This is a genomic window from Streptomyces sp. NTH33 (assembly GCF_003236365.1).
Classification (GTDB): domain Bacteria; phylum Actinomycetota; class Actinomycetes; order Streptomycetales; family Streptomycetaceae; genus Streptomyces.
Genome location: NZ_POTZ01000045.1, coordinates 19227 through 27506, shown reverse-complemented (window position 1 = coordinate 27506; position 8280 = coordinate 19227). Strand labels below are relative to the sequence as shown.

General features: G+C 69.3%; 6 protein-coding genes and 1 pseudogene. 2 read left to right on the top strand and 5 right to left on the bottom strand.

The genetic code is table 11. The annotated features are described in order from the left end of the window. Positions 1 to 657 (top strand): Mu transposase domain-containing protein (locus C1I97_RS07170; protein WP_441349089.1); only part of this gene is annotated, 657 nt, incomplete at its 5' end. Then, positions 654 to 1424, top strand: coding sequence for an IS21-like element helper ATPase IstB (gene istB / locus C1I97_RS07165; RefSeq protein WP_111002383.1), 771 nt, complete (start codon positions 654 to 656; stop codon positions 1422 to 1424). The genes C1I97_RS07170 and istB, both read left to right, overlap by 4 nt. Before the next feature lie 57 nt (positions 1425 to 1481). Here istB and C1I97_RS40625 read toward each other — a convergent pair. The 5 genes and pseudogenes from C1I97_RS40625 to C1I97_RS07135 form a co-directional block, all read right to left on the bottom strand. Next, positions 1482 to 1727 (bottom strand): annotated as a pseudogene (locus C1I97_RS40625) (transposase domain-containing protein); the annotation flags it as partial. Positions 1728 to 2366: 639 nt separating this feature from the next. Then, positions 2367 to 3110 carry an SDR family NAD(P)-dependent oxidoreductase gene (locus C1I97_RS07150; RefSeq protein WP_111002382.1) on the bottom strand — a complete coding sequence of 248 codons (744 nt, stop codon included), beginning with the start codon at positions 3108 to 3110 and terminating at the stop codon, positions 2367 to 2369. 115 nt (positions 3111 to 3225) lie between these two features. Beyond that, the gene (locus tag C1I97_RS07145) at positions 3226 to 3966 is read right to left on the bottom strand and encodes an NADPH-dependent F420 reductase (RefSeq protein WP_111002381.1); all 741 of its coding nucleotides are present in this window, start codon (positions 3964 to 3966) and stop codon (positions 3226 to 3228) included. A 157-nt stretch (positions 3967 to 4123) separates the two neighbouring features. Next, complete coding sequence (locus tag C1I97_RS07140) at positions 4124 to 6196, bottom strand: hydantoinase B/oxoprolinase family protein (RefSeq protein ID WP_111002380.1); 2073 nt, start codon at positions 6194 to 6196, stop codon at positions 4124 to 4126. Then, complete coding sequence (locus C1I97_RS07135; protein ID WP_111002379.1) at positions 6186 to 8279, bottom strand: hydantoinase/oxoprolinase family protein; 2094 nt, start codon at positions 8277 to 8279, stop codon at positions 6186 to 6188. Before C1I97_RS07135 ends, C1I97_RS07140 begins: the two co-directional genes overlap by 11 nt. Between the last annotated feature and the right edge of the window lies 1 nt (position 8280).

The following is an 8280-nucleotide window of genomic DNA, read 5'->3' as shown; positions in this document are numbered from 1 at the left end:
GAACGCCAGGTGCTGATCGTCCGCGACCACGTCCTGTCCGGCCGGGCCTTCTCCTCCCTCGAGGAGATGGACGCCGCCTTCACCGCCTGGGTGCCGCAGCGACGCGGCCAGATCCACAAGACGCACCGGGAGGTCATCGGCGAGCGGGCGGCCCGTGACCATGCGGCCCTCAGGCCGCTGCCGCCGACCCCGTATCTGGTGGCCGAGCGGCATCTGCGGCCGGTCGGCAAGGACTGCCTGGTCGCCTTCGGCGGCAACCTCTACTCGGTGCCCGCCCGCCGGGTCCGCCCCCGCCAGCTGGTGGAGATCCGGGCCACGAAGTCGCAGGTCATGCTGCACTCGACCGTCACAGACGCCAGCGGCGAAACGCTGCTGGCCATGCACCCGCGGGCGGTCGGCCGCGGGGTCCGGGTCGTCGATCAGACGCACTGGGACGGCCTGCCCACCGGCAAGGGTCGGCGGACCACCACCGGCGACGTGGTGCCTCGGCCCCGCACCAATCCGTCGGCGGACGATCAGGCCGGACCGTTGCAGGCCCTGCTGAACCGGGCCGCGGCCACCCGCATCGAGGTCGGCCGCCGGCCGCTGTCGGTCTATGACGAGCTGACCGGCACCCGCCCCTTCACCACCAACTCCGCAACGAAGGAGTCCTCTTGAGCGAGCTGACCGGCAACCGCATCCGCACCACGGCCGCCAAGCTCGGCCTGCCCCACCTGGCGGAGACCATCAACGAGTACACCCGCCGGGCCGACGAAGCGAAGATGGGCTACCTCGACTTCCTCGACCTGGTGCTGTCCGAGGAACTCGCCGTCCGCGACGACCGCCGCTTCCGCCAGGGCCTGCGGCTCTCCCGGCTGCCCCACCACAAGACGCTGGATGAGTACGACTTCTCCTTCCAGCCCGACCTCGACCCGCGCAAGGTCAAGGACCTGGCCACCCTGTCCTTCGTCGAGGCCAAGGCGAACGCCGCCCTGCTGGGCCCGCCCGGAGTGGGCAAGACACACATCGCCGTCGCTCTGGCGGTCGCGGCCTGCCGGGCCGGCTACTCGATCTACTTCACCAGCCTCGACGACATGGTCCGCAGTCTGAAGACCGCCGAGGCCGCAGGCCGGTTGACCAGCAAACTCGGCACCTACCTGCGGCCCGGCGTCCTTGTCGTCGACGAGGTCGGCTACCAGCCCCTGGAACGAGCCGAGGCGAACCTGGTCTTCCAGGTGATCTCCAAGCGCTACGAGAAGGGCTCGATCATCCTGACCTCGAACAAAACCTTCAGCGAGTGGGGCCAGGTCTTCGGCGACGAGGTCCTGGCCACCGCGATCCTTGACCGCCTTCTGCACCACTGCGAAGTGATCGCCATCAATGGCCCCAGCTACCGGCTCAAGAACCGCCTCAAGGCCATCGAGCGAGAGACCGACGTGGCCTGACAGCTGGGGACGTTCGTCTGTACGCACCTGGAGAGAAAAGCCCGTACGCCGACACCGCAACGCCCGCACCGGCGCGCTGCCGAGTCTGCGGCACAGATCACGTAGCGCTTTCGTGCCCGGGCAGACGATCGGCATCCCCGACAGGCCGACGGTCAGCTTGTCCCGGACCAGCCGGTAGCCGACCTCGGGGAACAGGCACACCGCCAGGAGGAAGCAGACGCCGACCCGCGAGGGCAGACCACGCAACCGCCGCTGCACGGTCCTGGTCTCCGACAAGACCGCGTCGACCAGCTCGAACGGCATGATCGGCGTCAGTTCTCCCAGATGTCCGGGAGCGAACCGGCCCGCGGCCACAGTCACCGTACGGGTGATGGCCGTCAGCGCCGGCGGCGAGACACGATGAACAGGCAACGGAGCTCCTTGCGGGACAAGCTGTCTTGGACGACTGCCTGTACCAACGAGCTCCGTTGCCCCACGTCGACACCCCTTGCGTAACCTGCGAAAACGCTAGCTACCCGGCCTTGGGGAAGGCCCCACCAGCCTGACCGTCGAGCAGGCCGCCCCGCCCAGCTCGCGACCTTGATCCGCGGCCACTGGAAGACCGGGACTCTGCACCATGTCAGGGATGTACGTTCGCCGAGGACGCCTCTCAGCTGCGGACCGGCGCCGCACCCAGCGCCATGGCCACCCGGCGTAACCCCGCCATCGGCGTACTCCGCCTCGCCGGGAAAACCAATCGCCGCCAACCTCCGACGCAACGCCCGCGATACCAGCAGACTGCTCATCCTTCTCGGACTCACTTGATCAGGAAACGGGCACCAAGCGACAACACTGAAGCCCCGCTGCGGCGGCCGTCCTTGTTCGAGCCGTGGGCGTCCCGGCGCGGCGTGACTTTCTTCCCCAGGACGCCCGGCTCCTCGAGCCGGGCGGGGTCAGCCGGCCTCAGATGTAGTAACCACCGTTGACGGCGATGTTCTGACCTGTCACGAACCGTGCGCCATCGCTGACCAGGAACGTGATGACCGGTGCGATGTCGCGATCGGGATCGCCGAACTTGCCGCCGAGCGGCACCTTCTGGCGCAACAGCTCGTCGTAGGCGACCTTCTCCTCCTCCGACAGCTTGTTGCGGTGCCGCTCCAACATCGGCGTCGCCGCCGACGGGTGGAGCACGTTGGCCCTGATGCCGAACGGTGCCCACTCGACCGCGATCGTCCGCGTCCACGCCGTCACTGCGCCCTTGGACGCTGCGTAGGCGGCGCCGTTCGGGTACGCCGTCAGCGCGGCCGAGGACGCGAAGTTCGTGATGCTGCTTCGCTCACCCTTCTTGAGATGCGGCAAGGCCGCCTGGTTCGTCAGCATCGGCCCGCGGGCGTTGACGTCCATGACGCGCGCCCAGTCCTCGTCCGTGAGCTCATCGGCCGGCCCCTGCACGAGAATGCCCGCGGTGTGGACGAGCGCGTCCAGGCCTCCCAGCTCGCCGGCGGCCTGGTCGACCACGGAGAACACCTGGTCGCGGTTGGTGATGTCGCACTGGTGGAAACGTTGACCGGCCTCCTCGGCGACGCTCCTGCCCATCTCCTCGGAGAGGTCGAGCGAGACGACCGAGGCACCTGCTCTTGCCAGCGAGCGCACGCAGGCCGCGCCCACGCCGCTCGCTCCTCCCACGACGATGACCTTCTTGTCCATCCAGTCCTCCTGTGCATGATGGTCTCGATACTGTGCATGGTGGTCCCGACGCACGGGACCGTCCCGGCAGCCTGTCGCTGCGCAGCGTCGCCACCGGGACGACCAGCGGCTCCGGTCACGGCTTGAGGTAATGCTTGCGGCTCAGGCCCAGGAGTTCGTCGTTGGTCGGGGTCCCGTCGAGCTGCCGCATCTCGGCCACCATCCGATCCCGCCGCGCTGTCATCATCGAGCGGTCCGCCGCGGCGAGGGCCTCACGAAGCTCGTCCGCGGTGAGGTCGGTGCAGTAGGCCGGCGTACCCGGCTGCTGGCGCCACGAGTCGGCGATCGGTCCCGCGTCGACGGGGTCGAAGCCCGTGGTGTCCACGAGTTCCATCGCCTTGGCCAGGGCCTCGGGGGCGTCGCCGGACACGGCGAGGGCGATCCGGCCCGGCGTGCCGGGCGAGGTCGCCTTGGTCATGAAGCTGCCGGCGAGAATGTTGTTCCACGCCTTCACGATGGGCCGGCCCAGCTGCTCCTGCACCCATTCGCTCTCGACCTGCCCGTCCTCTACGGCCTGGATCAGGCCGTCCTTGAACGAGAAGTAGTTCGAGGTGTCGACGACGATCGCGTCCTGGGGGGCGCTGCTGATGACCCCGCGGAGCGAGGGCACCCGCGGGAACGGGACAGAGGTGATGATGACCTGGGCGTCCTCGACGGCACCAGCGGCGTGCGCGGCCGTCGCCCCGATCTCCTCCGCGAGGTCGCGGAGCGTCTCCGGCCCTCGCGAGTTGGCAAGCTTCACCGCGTGTCCGCCCGCGCTCAGCCGGCGGCCGATGGTCCCGCCGATCCTGCCGGCGCCCAGGATTCCGATTCTCATGACTTCTCCAGGCCGGCGTGGATCGTCAAGTCGGAACCGGCGCACGCGGTCGCGATCAGGCTCACGACCGCCACCGGACGACTGACCGCAGAGGCTCGGCGATGACGGATCGCCGTCGTACGGGGATGTGGATGTGCAACGAACTTCTCCTCCGCGCTCAGCTCGTCCAGGCGCTCCAGCGGAGCGGACTCGACTCGAAGCTCCTGGGTTCCCCGGCTGTCGCGACCTCGGTGTGCAGGATGTGCCCGGTGGCCGGATCGAGGTAGCTGCGGGTCTCGACGCCCTCAGCGACCGTCTCCACCAGCACTGGGCAGCCATCGGACCAGTGCCTCGGCGCGTGCGCCAGGACCGCACCGGAACGAGCGCTCACGGCGACGCCGCCCCGCTGCTCCACCCCGGGAGCGAGCGGGAGCGCCGGCGTCGACGCCAACTCGTCCGCGTCCACCCGACTCGGCTCGATCGCGGCCGGACTCGCCTTGGCCAACCGTTCACGCAGCAGTTCGGCGCGGCGAGACGTCGTCCCGTCCGTGACGTCGACGCCGTACACCTCCCGGGCCTGTTCGGCCGAGATGAGCCCGCTCTCGACGTCCTTCTGGACGGCGGCGACTTCGCGGTCCAGGGGGTCGCCCCAGCCTCCGCCGCCGGCCGCCTTCACCGCGTAGCTGTGCCCCTCGGGAAGGCTGAATCCCTGGGTGAGCGTCCCGATCGGGGTGACCCCGCCATCGGGGTCGTGCAGCTCGATCGACGTGGGACGCCCGGGTGCTCCCCCGGCCGTGCCCGGCATCGGGATATGACCGTGGCCACCGATGCTCGCCCCGGTCAATTCGGGTGAGCCGTCGACGGTGAACGCGAAATCCACCCCGCAGCCACCCCGGTAACGCCCCGCGCCGGAAACGCCGGAGGAGCGGCGCCGGTACTCGAACCGGATCGGGTACCAGGACTCACTGACTTCGACGTCGTTGGTCTGGATGGCCGACTGCTGACCGACCAGGTAGAAGTTGAAGTCGGTGCCGTCTCGGTCGTTGCCGGCCGGCGAGCCGACCGCCGTGCCGTCGATCATGATCCACGAGTCGGTGGCGCCACTGAGGCCTTGACCGGAGAAGGTGACGACGGAGTTCGCCGACATCGTCTGCGAGCTGGAGAGGTAGGGGCGGCTCGGACTTCCGGGCGAGGCGGCGACCGCCTGGTGGAAGGTGCGCAGAGCCGCCTCGCTGGCGTCGTGCGCTGCGATGATGTGCGCGGCGCCGACGGGCGCCGGGTGCGTGCAGTTCAGCAGGCTCCCCTCTGGGCAGTGGACGTCGAACGCCTCGTAGTAGCCCTGGTTGAGCGGGAGGTCTCGGCCGATCAGGCGCTGGAGCTCGACGCCGATCTTGCCCTTGACGATGAACTCCTTCGAGTTGAAGAAGTGAGTGGTCTGGGGTGCCGTGCCGGTGAAGTCGAACCGGATGGAGTCGCCCTCGACCGTCGTCGTGCACGGGATGCGGAAGCGCTCGTCGTTCCACTCCGCCCAGCTGGTCGATCGGTAGCAGCCGTCCTCGATGAGCGCGATCTCGCGTCGCACGGCCATTTCCGTCCGCCGGTTGAGCTCGTCGAAACCCTCCTGGAGGGCGTCCGCACCGATTCGCTCCGCCAGCTGCTGGAGCTTTGCCGCTCCGACGTCGACGCCGGCCGTCAGCCCGCGGATGTCCATCTCGACAAGATGCGGCATGCGGACGTTGTTGAGGAGGATGTTCCACGTGTCGCGCTGCTCGACTCCCTGCGCGATGATCTTCACCGCCGGCAGCCGGATGGCCTCCTGGAAGCAGTCGGTGGCGCTGGGAGCGAAAGACCCGGGCTGCATGCCGCCGACGTCCACCACGTGTGCCGAGTTGGCCACCCACGCGACCAGGCGCCCCTCGGCGAACACCGGCCGCATGATGAACACGTCCTGCGCATGGAGTCCGCCCCCGCGGTGTGGGTCGTTGGCGAGGAACACGTCTCCGTCGTGGATGTGGTCCCCGTGCTCGGTGAACACACCCGCGATCGCGTTGGTCGCCGCGTAGAAGTGGTAGGCGATGTGCCCTCCGCCGGCCAGCAGCTGTCCCTTGCCGTCGAGCAGGGTGCAGGAGTAGTCGCCCCCCTCGACCACCAGCGGGCTCACGGCCGTGCGCTTGATCGTCGCGGCGCCCTCGCCGCAGACCGCGTCGAGCTGGTGGCGCAGAACCTCGAGCGCGATGTTGTCAAGCTGCATCGGGAGTCACATCCAATCGAAGAGAGCGGTGCGCACCAACCGTGAGCACGGCGCCGCGCGGAATGAAGACGGTGGTGTCGACGTCGTCAGCGAGGGCAGGCCCGTGGATGCGATCTCCGGGGACCAGATCAGGGGTCCGGTAGCACGGGACCTGCTCGCTGCCATCACGGTCGAGGAAGACCGGGCGGTGGGACGACGGCTCCGGGGCTTTGTCGGTCCTCGACGCCGTGTCGATGGGGAACGTCGCTCGCGGCAGGCGCCCGGTGGCGACGGCCCGCAGGAAGGTCACCTCCAGCTGTGCATCCCTGCCGATGGCGCCCACTCCGTAGCGGGCCGCGTACTGCTCGAGGAAGGCGGCGCGGATTGCTTTCGCGTCGAAGGTCGTCCCTTCGAGCGGGACCGATACCTCGGAGGTCTGCCGGAAGAAACGGACACCGACGTCGTAGGCCACGACGCGATCGCCCTCGGGAACCCCGTCGTCGCCCACGTCCTGGAAGACGCCCGAGCCGAGTCTCTTCAGTTCGGCGCTGATTTCCTCTGCGTCGGCCCTGCCGAGCAACACGTCCGCGGACTTGATCCGTTGACGCCGCACGTCGGCCGAGGCTGCGCCGAAGGCGGATAGGACGGATGCCGCCGGCGGCACGACCACGCGAGGGATGTTCGTCGCTGCCGCGATGCTCGCTGTGAAGAGCCCCCCGCTGCCGCCGTAGGAAATCAGCGACAGGTGGCGCGGGTCGAGACCACTGGACCCGGCGTGCAGCCGGGTCGCCTTCGTCATCTCGGCGAGGGCGATCTCCCGGATGCCCCAGGCGGTCTCTTCTGCCGAGAGGCCCAGGGACTCGCCCAGCGTGGCGCACACGCGCAGGGCCGCCTCGCGGTCGAGGGTCTTCGTGCCTCCGAGGAAGCTGCTCGGATCGATGTAGCCGAGGACCACCAGTGCGTCGGTGATCGTCGCGTCCTGCCCGCCGTTGCCGTAACAAGCCGGCCCCGGCCACGCCCGGGCCGAGCGCGGGCCCACCCGCAGGAGTCCCCGCCCGTCCACCCAGGCGATGGATCCACCGCCCGAGCCGATGGACAGCGTGTCCACCCGCGGCTGGGCGAGGATCATTCCGTGCAGCTCACCGCGCTCGGAGCGCTGCGGCTGCGAGCCGGCTATCACGGCGAGGTCGAAGCTGGTTCCGCCCATGTCGCCGCAGATGGCGTCGGTGATGCCCTCATCGGCGCACACCTCCGCCGCGGCCATGACTCCTGCCGCGGGCCCGGACGCCACCAGGACGACGGGCGCACGGCGGGCCTCGGCCAGGGTGACCGTCCCGCCGCTGGTCTGCAGCAGCAGCAGCGGGACGCGCAGACCGGTGTCGGCCAGCTGCTGCGCCAGGGCCTCGATGCCGTCCAGCGCCGTGCTGGTCACGGCATTCAGGACGGCAACCAGGGTCCGCTCGTACTCACGGATGCTCGGGTGCAGCTCGGCGCCGCTGAACACCGGTAGGCCAGGGAACTCGCGCCGGACGAATTCCACCACGGAGAGCTCGTTCTCGGAGTTCTTGAAGGACCACAGGAACGAGACCGCGAGCGCCTCGATCCGCTGTGTCTCGAGCAGGTCGGTGACTGCGGCACGGATCGCCTCGAGGTCCACCGGGACCAGCACGTTCCCGTTGCGGTCCACTCGCTCCTGGACGCCGACGACGGACGAACGCTCGATCGGGGTCCACGGCGGGACCAGGTAGCCCTCGATCGACACGCGACGAGAGCGCGCCATGGCGATCGTGTCCTCGAAACCGGCCGTGGTCAGCAGCCCGGCCCGGGCCCCCTGCTTCTCGACCAGGGCGTTGGTCACCGCTGTGGTCCCGAGCCCGAAACGCTCGACCCTGCCGAGGAAGTCCCCGAGCCCGAGGCCGATCTGGTCGGCCACGAGCTGGCACGCACCAAGCACGCCGCGCCCGAAATTCTGGGGATCCGTCGGTGACTTGGCCCGCCACAACGACTCGCCGTCACCGCACGCGAGGTCCGTGAACGTCCCACCCACGTCGATGCCGATCGAAAATCCTCTCGAAGCGGAACTCGACCCCTCGCTGACACCCATC